Annotated in this window: 8 protein-coding genes; 2 read left to right on the top strand and 6 right to left on the bottom strand. The window is 65.5% G+C overall.

Annotation, left to right across the window (positions count from 1 at the left end):
• Window positions 1–338: 338 nt before the first annotated feature.
• Window positions 339–1,055, bottom strand: a complete 717-nt coding sequence (locus ACQF4J_RS21755; RefSeq protein WP_427166560.1) for a GntR family transcriptional regulator — start codon at window positions 1,053–1,055, stop codon at window positions 339–341.
• 56 nt (window positions 1,056–1,111) lie between these two features.
• Between ACQF4J_RS21755 and ACQF4J_RS21750 the strand changes: the two genes are divergently transcribed.
• Window positions 1,112–1,921 carry a class I SAM-dependent methyltransferase gene (locus ACQF4J_RS21750; protein WP_427166559.1) on the top strand — a complete coding sequence of 270 codons (810 nt, stop codon included), beginning with the start codon at window positions 1,112–1,114 and terminating at the stop codon, window positions 1,919–1,921.
• A gap of 320 nt (window positions 1,922–2,241) precedes the next feature.
• Here the strand turns inward: ACQF4J_RS21750 and ACQF4J_RS21745 are convergent, their stop codons facing one another.
• Together ACQF4J_RS21745 and ACQF4J_RS21740 are read right to left on the bottom strand one after the other, a co-directional pair.
• Entirely contained in the window at window positions 2,242–2,931 is a 690-nt protein-coding gene (locus tag ACQF4J_RS21745) for a hypothetical protein (protein WP_427166557.1), read from the bottom strand.
• A gap of 635 nt (window positions 2,932–3,566) precedes the next feature.
• The gene (locus ACQF4J_RS21740) at window positions 3,567–4,784 is read right to left on the bottom strand and encodes a hypothetical protein (protein ID WP_427166555.1); all 1,218 of its coding nucleotides are present in this window, start codon (window positions 4,782–4,784) and stop codon (window positions 3,567–3,569) included.
• Between the two features lie 379 nt (window positions 4,785–5,163).
• On the opposite strand from ACQF4J_RS21740, the gene ACQF4J_RS21735 reads away from it, so the two are divergent.
• A complete protein-coding gene (locus ACQF4J_RS21735) occupies window positions 5,164–6,219 on the top strand; it encodes a DUF3883 domain-containing protein (RefSeq protein WP_427166553.1) in 1,056 nt (351 codons plus the stop codon).
• Window positions 6,220–6,607: 388 nt separating this feature from the next.
• Here the strand turns inward: ACQF4J_RS21735 and ACQF4J_RS21730 are convergent, their stop codons facing one another.
• From ACQF4J_RS21730 to ACQF4J_RS21720, 3 genes are all read right to left on the bottom strand, one after another.
• Window positions 6,608–7,396, bottom strand: a complete 789-nt coding sequence (locus ACQF4J_RS21730) for a leucyl/phenylalanyl-tRNA--protein transferase (protein WP_351579263.1) — start codon at window positions 7,394–7,396, stop codon at window positions 6,608–6,610.
• The gene (locus ACQF4J_RS21725) at window positions 7,393–10,686 is read right to left on the bottom strand and encodes an amino acid adenylation domain-containing protein (RefSeq protein WP_427166552.1); all 3,294 of its coding nucleotides are present in this window, start codon (window positions 10,684–10,686) and stop codon (window positions 7,393–7,395) included. The genes ACQF4J_RS21730 and ACQF4J_RS21725 overlap by 4 nt, the downstream gene beginning before the upstream one ends.
• Before the next feature lie 72 nt (window positions 10,687–10,758).
• Window positions 10,759–13,935 (bottom strand): putative bifunctional diguanylate cyclase/phosphodiesterase, encoded by a 3,177-nt coding sequence (locus ACQF4J_RS21720; RefSeq protein WP_351579257.1) that lies wholly within the window; start codon window positions 13,933–13,935, stop codon window positions 10,759–10,761.
• Window positions 13,936–13,994: the final 59 nt, after the last annotated feature.

The following is a 13,994-nucleotide window of genomic DNA, read 5'->3' as shown; positions in this document are numbered from 1 at the left end:
GAGCAGCGGAGGCAACCGGCGCGGCGAGGACCGCGAAGGTCGATGCGTGATCAGTCACGCGGTCCGCCTTTTCGACTCGGGGAGACGGGGCCCACCTATGCAGTTCTCAAGCGACCACCAGCGCGGGGCCCCAACTGCACGAGCCATCCCGATCCGGAACCGCTCCTCGCAGAGGAGGAACGGCGTCGCATTTACAGACTGGACCGGTGGACCGGTCCAGTCAACCACTGAAATCAGAGTTGGATGACCATAATCGAGGTTTCTGCAGCTCAGAGGCCGTGACGATGCATCAAAAAAGCTGGACCGGCGGACCGGTCCAGCTTGTTCAGGCGACTTGCCTACATGGCGTAGGTGTCCACCTGCTCGAAAAGCGAGGACGGCGTGACGCCTTCCTCGCAGACCAACGGACGTCCGTCCCCGTCGTATGCCGTGTGGAGTAGCACGGCGACCGCAGTGCCCGGCGGTACCTGCAAGCGGTCAGCCTCCGCCTCCGTAGCGAGGCGGACTGTGGTGATGTCCACTCCCTCGACCGGGAACCGGCCGGTCTGCCGACGCACGTAGCGCGTCGTGCCCTCGGCGATGGGAGCAGTGTCGGCGAGGCGAGGTGATGCCTCCGCGATCTCTGGGGGGAACCACGCCTCCACGCAGCTATTCGGCGTTCCGTCCGGGAGCTGCAGGACTCGGATGCGTCGCAGTGCCTGCACTCCGGAGGAGATCCCAAGCGCATTGGCGACGCGGGTAGGAGGTTCCGCCCAGTCGGGCGTACCGATCCGCAGGAACGGCATTCCGCCCAAGATGCGAGCCGACCCGGCCCGGCGAGCGCCGGCAGGGCGGGCTACAGGTGTATCCGTGACGACGAAACCGGTGCCCTGCTTGGCCACCACCACGCCATCGTTGCGGAGCACGTCCACGGCCTTGATGGCGGTGGCCCGTGACACGCCCCATTGCTCGGCCAGATCGCGGCCAGATGGGATGGTGGCACCTGGGGCGTACTCACCAGCGGCGATGCGGGCGCGCAGGGACTCGGCGATCTCTTCGTACTTCAGAACGGCCATGGCTTCCCCTTCTCCGCACGCTGGACTGGTCCACCGGTACACAGGATACTTCGGCCATGTCGAATCTCGAATTGGCTCCCTCCGTGATGCGGTTCTACGGCGAGACAGTGAACGAGGACAGCCGCCTGCGCAGCTCGGCAGACGGACGTATGGAGTTGTTGAGGACTCAAGAGCTTCTCCGACGCTTCCTGCCTCCCGCGCCGGCACGCGTGCTCGACGTGGGAGGAGGGACCGGGATTCACGCTGAATGGCTGGTGAAGGACGGCTACGACGTCACGCTCGTGGACCCCGTGCCCCGTCATGTCGAGCACGCGGCGGCCGTGTGCCGGGCGATCGTGGGTGACGCTCGCGATCTGCATGAGCCGGACGACAGTTTCGACGTTGTGCAGCTCCTTGGGCCGCTGTACCACCTTCCCGACCCTGACGATCGGCGCCTGGCGCTGGCGGAAGCCTGCCGCGTGGTGAAGCCGGGCGGACTGGTCGCTGCGGCTGCAATCAACCGTTACGCGTCGCTCTTTGAGCACGTCACGTACGCCCACCTGCACACCGAACGGATTCGTGACTCCGTTTCCAAGATTCTTGAGACGGCCGTATATGACGGTGTCCGAGGCTTCACCTTGTCCTACTTCCACCGGGCTGAAGAGCTTGTGGCGGAGTTGGCGGCGTCCGGAGTGACGGATGTCCAGGTCTTCGGGATCGAGGGGCCCGCGTGGTCGCTCGTGAAGGCTGCCGAGCAGCAGCCGGGTGAGGGGCCCACGGACGAGCTGATCGCCTCCGCCATGGAGGCGGCGCGCATGGCAGAGCCGTACCCGGAATTGCTTGCTGCCAGTTCACACCTCCTGGCCGTGGGCAGGGCTCCCGATTAGGCGCTGGTCGGTGACCTACCACGTTGAAGCAGGCGAGGGGAAGCAGTGGAGTGACGGCGGTCTTTGACGGCAAGGGAAGCCCTTTACAAGTCCCCTGTTCCGGGGAGCACCAGCCATCCGTAACGATGCGAACGAAGCGATGCAGGACGACGACAACGGATTCCGTTGCGTGGCAAATCGGGAGCAGATGATCACCCATGGATGAGGACCAGCCGACCCCGCGCTGCCAACTGACTGACAACTTTGCACTCGGCTCGCGACATGCCACGAGGCCCGATCAGGCGTTCATGTAGACAGTAGCGTGTGAACTCGTCTGCCCTCTATCCGCCCTCACCCCCGCCTGCAGGATCTTTCTCTGCGGTTTCGGGCCGAGGCGGAACGCCCAACGCTTTGCGGATTTTATAGCCCGCGCTTTCGGCGAGCGCCTCGCCCGTAGAGGTCATCAATGGCGTAATCACCTTGACCATAAAGAGCGTTCCCATGTACCAGCCAGCTAGAACCCACAGGTTATTCTGGCCAGCCTCGATCTGCCCCCAGGTAATTCCCAGGCCGGGACTCTGCTGGAGAGCCTCCGAAAGAGGCTTCCAGTCCCGAATCGGTGAGCCAAATTCAGGAACAGCGGCCTCTTCAGAGAGTAGCAGATTTTGTAGCTGTGCACGCCACGCTGAATATTCGGTGACGAGTTCACAAAAGTCCTGCACGGCCGCTTCGTAGTCATTCGTGTACCAACAAGTGGTCCTTTTGACCCCGCCCGCGAGTAGGCGATCTCGGAATCCGTAAGGCATATCTCTGTAGCGTCTGCTGCGGCGATTATGTAGTTCGTGTTCCTCTTCCAGTGAAATGGCTGCATCTGTCGATGTGATCTCGATCGAGACGTACGGGAAATCGGGTGGACCGACATCTAGCATCAAGGAGGCCGCGCGTCGGCGCACATTCGGTGCTGGGCGCAGTGACTGAAGGATGCTCGACGCAACGGGTCTGATGCGACCAGAATGGCGGGGATGAGTCACTGTCGTCTCCCTAGATCTCGCTTGAAGTATCCAAAAAATGGTGTCGAGATTCCGGGACGTGACTCGATCCCACTCGGATTTCACTCCATGGCACCACCTACCGCCTCACGGGAAGCGTGCCAGGCGCACTGACCCGCGTGTGTGTGAGGCTATGATGCCGCTGGCCAAGAACCCTGCCCACGTGTCTGTGGGCGCGCACGCTGATCACGACCATCTGGGTTACAGGTGCGGGTTGGTGGGCCAAGATGCCAGCGCCGGCGGACCGAGCAAGGCGTTAGCAATGGTCAGGGTGCCCCTGCGTGCGCAACCCTCCTGGAAGCTGCTGCGGAAGTGTCAGTGCCCCGTATCAGGCTGTGGCAATGACCGGTGACGTACCCAACGTTGAAACGGGTCATGGAAGCAGTGGAGTGACGGCAGTCTATGACGGCAACACCAGCGCACGTTGCCGTACTGGGAGGACCGACCGCGCACCATTCACAGGAGACGAGCAAGCTCACCGCTGACCAACGGAACGCCCGGATGATCTCCTAGAGCGGGTGTCGCAGGTTCGAATCCTGCCGGGAGTATTTCCAGTGGGATTAAGTGATTCTCACCCGCAAGAACGCCAAGTATGGCTGAGGTTGACTGAATCGGGGCTAGAGAATCGGTGACTGGTATGTGCCGCAGCGCGCATTAGACCAGCTCCCGAGAGACCTCTCAAAGTTACTGAAAATATGCTGATTGAAGGGGATTCTTTCCTTCGGTGCATTTTCGTAACTTCCCCACTTCGCCCAGTCTTCGCTAGTTGCATTACTGGAGCAGTAGTTGAAGCGGTCATATAGTGGCGGATCGTTGAAAAGGAACCAGAAATACGGAAATCGACGCTCCACGCTTTCCGCTAGTTCCCGCAACGTCGCTGTTCCAGCATTGCTGATGAAACGGCTTGGCGCTCGTTCGATCAGGCTGGCGGCCTCAAGCAGGAGACCTGCCAGGATGTAGCAGAGGTACAGGGATGCCAGCAATTCTGCCGTCTTCGAATACGGCTGACGCATCCCGATTACAGTGCCGCCATGATGGACGTTGTTCTGCTCATGGAGTTGGCGAGCTGCATCGTGGGTGGGATGAAGAAACTTGCCTAGAAAGGTGTAATGGGCTTCGATTCGGAGCGCGACCAGCTCGTCTGTGAGGTCATTCAATTCGAGACACTGGAGCAGTGCATCGTACGAGAGGTAGTGCCTGTAACTGAGAGTGGCCTCATCGCGGTACTCGCGGCGAGCCTTATCGGTGTCTGTGTCTCGCGTGTAGTACTGAAAGTACTTTCTCTCGTCCAGACGCATGGTTTCAGGGCGGAACTGCTGAAACTGGAAGTAGTGCAATGGCACAAAGAAATCAGGTTCTTCTGAGTTGGTGAGCCCTTCGAGGATGTACATTAGGTGACGCTTTCCTCGTGGATACTTCCGCACCTCAAGGTAGTTTGTTTTTCCGCGTGTTCTCAGCTCCTCGATCTCCTGTCGCTCCTCTTGGAGTCGTACCTTGAATTGACCCTCGGTTAGGGTTCCGGACAAATCAAGTAGTTTAAAGTACTTCTTTCCGCGACACATCAGCATGAAAAGAAGATAGTGCTCCAGCAGTGACCGGCTGAGCCCGAGAGAGTCGGCAACTCTGTTATTTTTCAGCAGCAAGAGACAGGTGTCCGCCGTCTCAATGCGAAAGTTGAGGAAATCCAGCACTTCGTCGTACATGCCCTGCTGAATATCGCCAATTGAGATCTTGGAGCCCCATCCTGCGTATTCATCAAGCATGGAGCGCGTCAGTTGGTGCACGTGCTGGATTTCTAGCGCGACTGCGTCTTCGAGGGCTGAATTTCCTGCCATGCGGCGACCTCCCTGCGTTATGGGCCCGAAGTCTAGCCGTCAACGACTCATTCACACCGTGTGGCGCGGAATGAGCTCCAGCGATTGGAGTAGCTCGAAGGCGGTCCATGACAACATGAATCAACCCTCCCCTTGACAAGATCTGGTCTGGTGGTGCGGGTACCGGGGGCCAAGCAAGTCAACCACGCCAAGAGACGCTCCCAGACGGTAGTGAACCGACCTGCAAGCGGTGGCGGCGCTGGCCAGGTGGCCTCCTACGAAGGTCACAGCGGGCTCGTCGAGTTCGGGACGGAAGAGGTCGGTTCCCCGGACGCTGTGAGAGAGGCGCACGTTCCAATCACTGGCTCCACCTTGACCTGGCAGGATCATCGACGGCCCGATGTTGAGAGTCAGGGGGACCATGGTCATAAACACGTGGTGGAGACATGATCCGAAAGAGCGCTTCTGGCTGGAGATCACGAACCGCGAGGACATCGGTACCAACCTGCTCGCGCCCCAAGCCAACGATCGGGGTGAGGAGTACTGGTCCTATGCGCTCGTACGCGAGGTACGCCCCGGTGATCTCGTTTTGCACTGGGACAAGAACCACGGTCCTGGCGTGGTGGGGTACTCCCACGCTCGTGGGGGGGCCTTCGCATCCACGATCACCTGGCAGAGCCGGGGGACCTACGGTCGGCAGCGGAGCGCGTCCGGCCCGGAGCCCGCTTGGGAAGCTGCTCTCGGCGGATATCGAAGGTTGAAGCACCCTGTCACTCAGGCGCGCCTCCGCGAGATCGAGCCCACAGTCCGAGCTCTGCGGGATCACCTCACGGAGGTAGTCGCAGGGCCGCTCTACTTCCCCTTCGCGCTGTCAGACACACGGCCCCTTCGCGCTGCGCAGGGTTACCTCACCAAGCTCCCACGGGCGCTAGTCGAATCACTCCCGGAACTGAGGGAGTTGCGCCAGACCGCCATCTCTGAGCCCCACGAGCCGGAAGCTCCCGACCTGCCCCCTTCTCCGCTACCCAAGCCGCGCAGGTCCGCGGGCTACGGCCGGCAGCGCGATGCAGAACGCCGGCAAGCCGTAGAGCGATATGCGATGGATCTCGTCCTCAATCACTACCGCACGCTGGGCTACCAGGTTGAGGACGTGGGTGATCACTCGCCATGGGACATCACCGCACGCAAGAACGAGACCGAGCTCCACGTGGAGGTGAAGGGAAGCACCACCACCCGCGAGGCTATCGACCTGACCGAAGGAGAGGTTCGCCACGCTGAAGGCATTCCCACCTGCCTCGTAGTGATAGACCAAATCGAACTCGGTGACGATCTCCACTGCCGTGGGGGACGTTGGCGTTCGTGGGACGACTGGGCACCAGCACGCGAGGAACTTGTTGCCACCGCTTACCGCTACCCGCTGCCAGCGGGAGGCCACGGGGGTCGACCCTCTGCTTAGTCAGCCGTCGGAGGTTGCGGTCTCAGTCCTGGTCTCGTTCGTAGTTGACTCCGAGGTGAGCCGTCCGCATCCGTTGTAGTCCAGCAGCCCGTCTGACCAGCTGTGCAACCAGCACGGCGAACGGCTGTGGACGGTCGCGGACCAAGATCGGACAACTCGTAATGCGTAGGTCTCGGGTTCGAATCCCGAAGGCGGCTCCGGTGATGGCCAGGTCACGTAGTCAGTGACCTGGCCTTTTATCATTCCTTTGTCGGATCGATCGCCGTCGTCGGCGCCGCCACGCCCGCTGCGGGCGTTCTTCGACGCTATTGGATGACACTGCAACCCCCGTTCGGGGCCATGCGGATATCCGACAAAGCCCTGCGCCGCGCCGCTTCGACGAAGGCGGTCAGCGTGATCCCGTCGGCTGGGCGAGGCGGCGAGCGGGCAAGGTGGCGGTGGACATCGGGAGGCTGTCGCGCCGGGTGCCGCGCAGGTTTCGCACGTACTGCTCTCGCGGTACGAGAATGCCGCCCAGGCCGCGGACGTGCGGGCTGTCCCGCTGTGCGTCGAGCAGTACACCGCCGGCCTGTGCAAAGCGCGCCGCGAGGTCGCTCACCGCGACCTTCGAGGCATCGGAACGGTGGAAGAACATCGAGTCCATGCTGAAGACCGTTCCGATCTGGAGGCCGAAGACGCCGCCGATCAGATCGCCGTCCTCCCACACCTCGACGCTGTGAGCATGCCCCAGATCGTGCAGGCGGACCAGGCTTTCGATCAGCTCGTCGGTGAGCCACAGGGGGGCGCGGCCGGCGCGGCATTCGCGGACGACCCGCTCGAAGCTCCGGTCCACGCTGGTCGACCACGGCAGCCGGTTGCGCAGCCGTCGGGCGAGGCTGCGACCGAGGTGAGTGGCCGAGACGGGCAGCAGTGGCCTGGGGTCGGGAGACCACCAGGAGACGGCGTAGGGATCGGCCGAATCCGCCCCCACCAGCCGGATACGGCCCGCCTGGACCTGATCGTCGAACAGCACCTCGTTGAGCGCGCGGGTGTATTCGTCGGCCGCCGGGAACGGATAGACCCCGGCGCGGTAGGCCGCCAGGAGGCCGGTGGGACTGAGATCGGCGGAGAAGGCCACCGGACCGTCGGGCGCTGCTTCCAGTACGTCCAGCGCCTCCCAGTCGGGGCATCGGCTCACCAACGTGGCCCTCCGCTTTCTCGCCTCTGCACCGGCTGGACGTCTTCGTGTTGCAGGAAGTCGACGTAGCGGTCCAGCATCTCCGCGTCCACCGGAGGAATGTCGATCCCGGCGTCCTTCAGCCCCCGTTCCGCGTTGTCGCGGGTGAACTCAGGGAAGACGTCCTGGAAGTACATCTCGCTCACGGTGATGTCGGCGCGCGCGCAGCGGTCGACGAAGAGCGGGACGAACGCGGTCATCGGGTCGGTGGGGTGCCCCGCCGCGTACCTCACCAGCATGGCGATCCACTCGGCATACGGGATCTCCTGGATCGGGTAACCCCGTCCGCGCAGGCGCTCGGCGAGCGAGGCCAGCAGCGTGGAACGGGGGTTGGTGAGGTGGTATACCTCGCCGCACGCGGGATGCCGGGTGGAGATGTGTCCGATGGCGCGGGCGAGGCAGTCGGCCGGCAGGAAGTCCAGCGGCAGCCGGATGTCGGGGCACAGCCCGGTTCGCGCGATGAAGTCGATGAGGGCGGCCATCTCGCTGCTGGTGTTCATCACGCCGGTTCCGCTGCTGCCCGTGATGTCCATCAGGCGGTAGACGGTGACCGGCAGGCCCGCGTCGGAGGCCTTCTTGAGCAGCGCCTCACCCACCCATTTGGTCTCCACGTATCCCACCGACAGGTACTCCGGGAAGCGCAACGGCGTGTTCTCTGTCACCTCGCGCACCCCGGCCGGCCCGAAGCCGGCGAGCACGGCCATGCTGGAGGTGAAGTGGACGGGGACTGCCCGGCGGGCGGCGAGGCGGATGATCTCGTATGTGCCGTCGACATTGGACGCGCGCAACTCGTGGTACGGGTAGATGAAGTTGACCTGGCCGCCGAAGTGGTAGACAGCGTCGATGGTCGCTGCCAGCTCCTCGAACCGGCCCGAAGACAGCCCCAGTCCGGGCTTGGCCAGGTCGCCGACGACCGGCTGGACGCGCGGGCTGGACAGGTCGCTGAGGACGTACCGCTGGTGGCTCGCGCGGATCCTCTTCATTCCTTCCTGCTCGTCGGAGGCCCTGACCAGACAAAGGACCCGTCCCGTCGTCGTGCGCAGCAGTTCGTCGATCATGTAGGCGCCGCAGAACCCCGTCGCCCCCGTGAGGAGTACGTCCCCGGGGCGCTGGTGATGCGGAGTCGGCGCGTCGCTGCCGACGGCCGGCACGGGCCGAGCGGTCTCGGCGGCGAAGTCGACACTCCCGCCGTCCGGGTACGCCAGCGTGCCGGCGCGCGCCTGGCGCACCGACTCGGCGAACGCTGCGAGCATCGGTTGCCGCAGCAGTGACCGGGTCAGGTCGCGGATCTGTGTGACGCCGATTCCGAAGATGACGCGGGTCCGGGCGAGCATCTCCATGGCCAGCAGCGAGTTGCCGCCCAGTTCGAAGAAGTCGTCGTGCGGACGGACGTAGTCCACACCCAGGATCTGACACCACAACTGCGCCATTCCCTGCGGCACCGGACGCTCGCTGGTGTCGGTGTCCGCGGCGGCCGCGGTCGCCGCGGTTCCGGGTTCCGGCACGGCCCTGCGGTCGAGCTTTCCGCTGGGCGCGACGGGCAGCCGTTCCATCAGGCGGAAGGCTGCCGGGATCATGTATCCCGGCAGGACCTCGGCGAGTGCCGACCGCAGCCGTGCGGGCAGCGCCGTCTCGCAGCCCGACGACGGCGAGGCCGGCGTGTAGTACGCGATGAGCTCCGGCTCGCCGTGGTCCCGCGCCCGGGCCACCACCATCGCCTGGCCGATCTCCGGGCGGGAGACGAGCGCGGCCTCGATCTCGGCCGGGTCGACCCGGAACCCGCGGATCTTCATCTGGTCGTCGACCCGGCCCAGGATTTCCAGGTTGCCGTCCGAGCGCAGGCGGCCCAGGTCCCCGGTCCTGTACATCCGGTCGCCCGGCGCGGAGCCGTGCGGGTCGGGGAGGAACTGCTGTGCGGTCAGGGCGGGTTGCCGCCAGACACCGCGCGCCAGCCCCGGGCCGCCGAGGTAGATCTCGCCGCGCTCGCCCAGCCGCACAGGGTGCAGTTCGGCGTCGAGCAGATGGATGTGAGTCCCCTCCAGGGGCCTGCCGACCGGGGCGACCGCGCTGTCCGGCGCCGCGAGCACCTCCTCGTTCAGTTCGCAGAGCGTGGAGGTGATGGTGGTCTCGGTGAGCCCGTAGGCGTTGACGAGCCGCGCGCCGGGGATCCGGCGCAGAACGGCGCGGCAGTCCTTCGCTGTGACGATCTCGCCGCCGACGATGGCGAGCCTCAGCGAAGCGAGGCTCTCGCCACGGTCCGCTACGGAGACGGTCTGCTGCCAGTAGGCGGGGGTGAGGTCGGCGACGCTGATCCCGTACTCCGGGAAGCGGTGCAGCAGTTCGGTGGGCGCCCATGTCCGGGTGCCCGCGAGGACCAGCGTCGCGCCGCTGATGAGCGTGGCGAAGATCTGCTCCAGGGAGGTGTCGAAGCCGAGCGCCGCGGCGTGCAGCACCCGGTCGCCGGGCCTCAGTTGGTATGCCCTGGCCACCGCCGTGAGGGAGTGGGCAAGCGACCGGTGGGTGATCATCACTCCTTTGGGAGGGCCGGTGGATCCGGAGGTGTAGATCACGTAGGCGAGGTCGTCCGGGCGGGGACCGTGTGCCGTTCGGGCTCCCCGCGGCGGGGTTCGCGTGGCCGGTTCCCCGGCGGCCCCGGGGTCGAGGATCCGGGCCTCGCAGCCGGCGAACATCGGGGCGTGCTCGTGGCTCGAGACGATGAGACGCGAACCGGTCTCCCCTACCAGCCCGACGATCCGTTGCCGCGGAGTCGCCGGGTCGAGGGGCAGGAACGCGCCGCCGGAGCTCAGCACCGCCAGCAGCGCGACGATCAGCTCGGGCACGCGGTCGAGGCACACGGTGACGACGGACTCCGCCTCGACGCCGGACTCCCGCAGTTCGTGGGCCAGTCGGTCGGCGCGGTCGGTCAGTTCGAGGTAGGTGAGCCGGCCCTCGTCCGAGAGCACGGCGAGATCGGACGGGGCTCGCCGCGCCCGCTCCCGGACCAGCTCGGGCACCGTAGCCGGCCCGGATTCCGGGGGCTGCCGCTCGGTGCGGGCGCTTACGGGCCGCATGTCGGTCCACAGGCGCTCGACCAGGTGCCCACATCTCGCGGCGGACGCCGGTTCGTCGATCTGGCACCATCCGGCCGGAATACGACGCCCGGCGGGCCAGATCGCGTACTGGTCCTCGTCGTTGCGCAGCACGAGGCACAGCTCAGCCAGCTCTGCCGACGGGTCCTCAGGTTTCAGCACCTTGGGTCTCCTGCCTCGCACGGCGTTCTGCTGAGCACGACCCGAACCCCTCGCAGGAGGGGCCCCACGCCATCACGGGTTCCGTTCCTCGGGCACCGCGGGCAGCGCGGCCAGGCGGCCGAGCGGCGGTGCGAGGATGAGCTGTTCCGCCTCCTCGGCGCTGATCGGCTCGGCGAAGAGGTACCCCTGGCCGAGCGGGCAGCCCATGGAGATCAACAGCTCCTGCTGTCTCACGTCCTCCACTCCTTCGGCGATCACCGTCAGGCCGAGCGAGTCCGCGAGATGCGTGATGCCCTCGACCAGGGCGTAGTGTTCGGGCGAGTGCCCCAGTTCGTCCACGAACGACTTGTCGATCTTGAGGATCGAGATGGGGAACTCACGCAGATAGCTCAGCGACGAGTAGCCGGTTCCGAAGTCGTCGATCGCGATGCGGATCCCGAGGTCGGTGAGCGAACTCATCTCACGCAGGATACGTTCGTCGTTGTACAGCAGTACACTCTCCGTCAGTTCCAGTACCAGGGACGACGGTTCGATGCCGGAGAGATCCAGGGCGCGCCGGACCACGTTGTAGAACTCCTGGTCCCGGAACTGACGCGGCGACACATTCACGCTGACGTAGGGTTCCTTGCGGTCGGCTGTCAGTTCGCGTCGCACGGAGCCCCGCCACCGGACAGCCTCGGTCGCGGCCTGATCGAGCACCCAGGCGCCCAGCGGGACGATCTGCCCGCTCTCCTCGGCCAGCGTGATGAACTGCTCCGGCAATATCATGCCGTGCGGGGAGTGGGGCCAGCGAACGAGCGCCTCGAAGCCGGCGATCCGACCGCTGGTCAGTTCCACGATGGGCTGGTAAAGCACCATGAACGACGTCTCGATCGACGAACTGTCCAGCCCTTCCTGCAACATGGCCCGCTCGGCCATGCCGCTCTGCAGTTCCGGGCGGTAGTGACGCCATTGGCGTTTGCCTGCTGTCTTCGCCGCGTACAGCGCGAGATCGGCGTGGGTGAGCAGTTCGACCGAGTCGACGCTGTCCTCCGTCGTCGCCACGCCGACGCTGGCGTAGGTGCTCACCGGCCCCACGCTGAGCCGGAACGGCTCGACGAACACGGACATCAGGTTTTCGGTGAACCGCTCCACGCCGTCCTGTGAGGCGGAACCCTCCACCAGGAGTGCGAACTCGTCTCCGCCGATGCGCGCGGCGGTGTCGGAGGCACGGACGGCGGTCTGCAGCCGGAGCGACAGCGCGACCAGGAGCTCGTCGCCCACACTGTGGCCGTGTATGTCGTTGACGACCTTGAAGTCGTCCACGTCGAGGAAGAGTACGCCGACCACCGTGCCATCGCGCTGAGCCTGTACCAGGGCGTGGTTGACCCGATCCTGGAAGAGCACGCGGTTGGCCAGGCCGGTGAGCGAGTCATGGAAGGCCTGATGGGTGAGCTGCCGTTCGAGCTTGCGCTGTTCGGTCACGTCCCGCAGGGTGAGCACCACCCCGCCTACGGTCGCCTCCTCGCGCAGGTCGCTCCACCTCACCTCGACCTCGATGGACGCCCGGTCGACGCGGATCATGCGCCAGTGCTCGCGCCTGGTCTGGTACTCGCCGCTGCGTATCCGGCCGAGCGTCTCGACCACCCTGCGGCTGTCCTGCGGCGGTACCAGGCCGATGAGGTGGGTGCCCTCCAGCTCCGGAACGCCGAGCATCTGGTCGGCGGAAGGACTGGCGTAGCGGACCCGGTCGTCGTCGTCGAGGATCAGGATGACGTCAGAGGCGTTCTGCACCAGCGTGCGGAAGTACGCCTCGCTGTTGCGCTGGTTGACCTCCTCGGCGAGGGAGATCCGTGCCACGGCAAGTGCCGCCTGAGCGGCGAGAGTGGCCAGCGTCTGACGGACGACGAGCAGGTTCTGCTCGGGCGCGGCCAGGATGAGCGCCCCGATCAGCGGATCTCCCGAAGGGTGATCCTGCGAGATGAGCGGGCAGACGAGCGCGGGGACCGTGTGGGGCGGCTCATCGCCCAGATCCGTGAGGCGGGCGGCGAGATCGGGCCCCACACCGTCCAGGGCCACCAGGCGGCTCTCGCCGGACGCGGTCAGTTCGCGTATGGCCGCGGTCACCTGCTCGGACGCTGGCCCGGCTGCGCCGCCGTGCTCCCCGTTCACCCAGAGGGCGTCGTCCGGCACGATGAGGAGCGCCGAACGCGGCGGACCGTGCGGCACCAGTTCCGTCACCGCGGAGTGGACGACGGCTGCCACCTCGCCCAGATCGCTCGCGCCGCCCAGCGACGACACCGTGATACGCAGTACCTTCTCCCGGCCGACCGCCTGCCGGTGGGTCGTCGCCACGCCTGCCAGACGGTAGAGCACGAGAAGGAAGAGCACTGCGGAGAACACCCCGATGACGCCGATGTTGGCGCTCCCCTCGCGCACCGCCTCGACCAGGAGGATGGCCGGCGCGATGAGCGATGCCAGCGTGAGCAGGCTGAGTCGGCCGCCCGCGCCGGTCTCGGCCCGCCATGGCACGTACTGCGTCACCGACCGCATGGAAGGATGGAGCGCGGCGGCCGCCCAGGCGCCGTACAGGACGACCCAGCCGAGTTCGACCGCGGTACCCGTGCGCCACGTCCCGTGCAGCTGAATCAGGCCGTACAGCACGTCCGCGGTGAGCAGACCGACGGTGCCCGCGGTCAGGAGCATGAGTGAGGTGCTCTTGCCGCCCCGGCTGGCGAGCAGGCGCAGCAGCATCGCCAGGACGAGGATGTCGCCCAGCGGATAGGCCATGGAGAACGCCTTCTGCACCCAGGTGAGGCCTGCCGCGTGGGCGTACGGCTCGATGAGGAAGAGCCACGACAGCAGTGCCAGGCCGATGGTCAGCGTCAGCGCGTCGACGAGGCTCCCGCGGTCGCGCCGCCCCGTGCGCCAGTGGACGAAGCCCAGCAGCCCGGCCGCATAGAGCGGATATGCCGCGAGATAGAAGCCGTCGGCGACCGACGGGAACGCGGTCCGCTTGAGCTGGATGAGAATGATCTGGGTGGCCTCGCCCGCGGCGAATGCGAGGTTTCCCACGGCGAGCAGCAGCCAGGGGAGTCGATGCGGGGGATCGTTGATGACGATCCCGAGAATAATGCCGATGACACCGGTCGCGCCTATGGCGACGAAGATCATCCGTTGCCCGGGAAATGCGTAGTAGAACGCGGTCAGCGTGACGATGGATGCGCAGACCACGGCCGTCACGGCCTGGCCTCGCAATCGCGGGTTCACCCCAACTCACCTCCCGGTAGGGCAACGTGACGGGGCGGATGGAGCTGGGCGAACAGCAC

It is taken from the genome of Streptomyces sp. C1-1 (genome assembly GCF_050214755.1).
In the GTDB taxonomy this organism is placed as follows: Bacteria; Actinomycetota; Actinomycetes; order Streptomycetales; family Streptomycetaceae; genus Streptomyces.
The sequence above is the reverse complement of the archived record's forward strand: the minus strand, read 5'-3'. Positions and strand labels throughout refer to the sequence as shown.